Raw genomic sequence first — 2,306 nt, 5'->3', positions numbered from 1 at the left:
GGCGGCACGGCCGAAAAGGCGATGCTGATGGCCAAGCAGGTGTTGATGGACGACATCGACATGCATGAGCTCAAGACGCGCGGGCCGAACAACCCGACCGAAGCACTGCGCATCGAGCTGTGCGACAAGATCAACGCCCTGGGCATCGGCGCGCAGGGCCTGGGGGGCCTCACCACCGTGCTCGACGTGAAGATCGCCATGTACGCGACGCATGCCGCAAGCAAGCCGGTGGCAATGATCCCCAACTGCGCCGCCACGCGGCATGCGCACTTCGTGCTCGACGGCTCGGGCCCGGCCTATCTCGAGCCGCCCTCGCTCGACCTGTGGCCCGACGTGAAATGGGCGCCCGACTACCAGCGCTCCCGGCAGGTCGATCTCGACACGCTCACCAAGGCGGAAGTCGCCAGCTGGAAGCCGGGCGACACCCTGCTGCTGAGCGGCAAGATGCTGACCGGCCGCGACGCCGCACACAAGCGCATCCAGGACATGCTCGCCAAAGGCGAGAAGCTGCCGGTGGACTTCAGCAACCGCGTCATCTACTACGTCGGCCCGGTCGACCCGGTGCGCGGTGAAGTGGTGGGCCCGGCCGGCCCGACCACGGCCACGCGCATGGACAAGTTCACCGAGATGATGCTGGCCGAGACGGGCCTCATCGGCATGATCGGCAAGGCCGAGCGCGGGCCGGCGGGCATCGAGGCCATCAAGAAGCACCACAGCGCTTACCTCATGGCGGTGGGCGGCGCTGCCTACCTGGTCTCCAAGGCGATCAAAAAAGCCCGTGTGGTGGGCTTTGCCGACCTCGGCATGGAAGCGATCTACGAGTTTGAAGTGAAGGACATGCCGGTCACCGTGGCGGTCGACTCGAACGGCAGCTCGGTCCACCAGACCGGGCCGGCGCTTTGGCAGGCGAAGATCGCGAAGATCAAGGTCGCTTCAGCCTGAGCGCGACCTTCTCGGCGGCGCAGCGCGGTGCTGTGCGCCGTGCGGCGTGCCGCGCCGCCTTCAGTCGCGCACCTGCACGCCCTTCCAGAACGCCACGCGATCCTTGATCTCGGCAGCCGCCTCGAGCGGCTCGGCGTAGTACCAGACTGCATCGACATTGATGTCGCCATCGACCAAGAGCGAGTAGTAGCTTGCCTCGCCCTTCCAGGAACACATGGTGTGGTGGTTGCTGCCGACCACGTAATCGCGTCGCAACGCGCTTTCGGGAAAGTAGTGGTTGCCTTCGACCACCACGGTGTCGTCGCTCTCGGCGATGGTCACGCCGTTCCAGCTTGCCTTCATCGCTTGCTCCCCGTTGGCAGGTTTCAGGTCGGCGCTGCCAGCCAGTGAATGCTGAACCAGCGTCGGTCATCGATCCAGCAGGCGCGCGCCTCGAAGCCCGCTTGCTCGGCCAAGGCGCGAAACCCGTCGACGCTGTACTTGTACGAATTCTCGGTGTGCAGCGACTCGCCCTCGGCGAACTCGAAGTCATGGCCGCACACCCGCAACTGCTGCGTGCAGCGGCTCAGCAGATGCATCTCGATGCGCTGGCGCAGCGGCTCGTAGAACGCGTAGTGCGCGAACGCCGACACGTCGAAATTCGCGCCCAGCTCGCGGTTCGCGCGCACCAGCACGTTGAGGTTGAAGGCCGCCGTGACGCCGGCCGCGTCGTTGTAGGCGGCGTGCAGCACGGCCGGGTCCTTGACCAGATCGACCCCGACGAGCAGGCCGCCGCCGCGCAGCAGTGCGCGCGCCTGGCGCAGGAAACCAAGCGCCTCGTCGGGCGTGAAGTTGCCGATCGACGAGCCCGGGAAAAAGCCGACGCGGCGCGCGGGCGCTCCGGCCAGCGGCGGCAGCTCGAAGGGCCGCGTGAAGTCGGCCGCCAGCGGGCGCACCTCGAGCCAGGGGAAGTCCACGCGCAGCAGCGCGGCAGCGTCATGCAGGTGCTCGGCCGAGATGTCGATCGGCACGAAGCGGCGTGCCCCCGGCAGCGCATCGAGCAGCACGCGGATCTTGTGGCTCGAGCCGGCACCGAACTCGACCAGGTCGGCATCCGCGCCGATGCACTCGGCCATCTCCTGGGCGTGCAGCGACAACAGCGCCAGCTCGGTACGCGTCGGGTAGTACTCGGGCAGCTCGCAGATGCGGTCGAACAGCGACGAGCCGGCCGCGTCGTAGAAGAACTTTGGCGCGATGGCGCGCGGGCGCCGCGCCAAGCCAGCGAGCAGCTCGCGGGCGAAGTCGCTGTCGACCACCGGCGCGGTCACCGCGACCGACAGCCCGGCCTGCGTTCGCTGCAATGCCCGGGTGTCCAGTTGCAAAGA

General features: G+C 67.5%; 3 protein-coding genes. 1 reads left to right on the top strand and 2 read right to left on the bottom strand.

Going from position 1 to position 2,306, the window contains the following annotated elements; translation table 11 throughout:
• Positions 1–942 (top strand): FumA C-terminus/TtdB family hydratase beta subunit (locus RMO12_RS15365; protein ID WP_309639936.1); only part of this gene is annotated, 942 nt, incomplete at its 5' end.
• A gap of 60 nt (positions 943–1,002) precedes the next feature.
• On the opposite strand, the gene RMO12_RS15360 is transcribed toward RMO12_RS15365, so the two are convergent.
• Positions 1,003–1,284 carry a DUF427 domain-containing protein gene (locus tag RMO12_RS15360; protein WP_309624445.1) on the bottom strand — a complete coding sequence of 94 codons (282 nt, stop codon included), beginning with the start codon at positions 1,282–1,284 and terminating at the stop codon, positions 1,003–1,005.
• Positions 1,285–1,307: 23 nt separating this feature from the next.
• A complete protein-coding gene (gene egtD, locus RMO12_RS15355) occupies positions 1,308–2,237 on the bottom strand; it encodes an L-histidine N(alpha)-methyltransferase (RefSeq protein WP_309624449.1) in 930 nt (309 codons plus the stop codon).
• Positions 2,238–2,306: the final 69 nt, after the last annotated feature.

It is taken from the genome of Methylibium sp. (genome assembly GCF_031393925.1).
Taxonomy (GTDB): domain Bacteria; phylum Pseudomonadota; class Gammaproteobacteria; order Burkholderiales; family Burkholderiaceae_C; genus Methylibium.
Note: the sequence above shows the minus strand (reverse complement) of the source record. Positions and strands in the feature narration are given on the sequence as shown.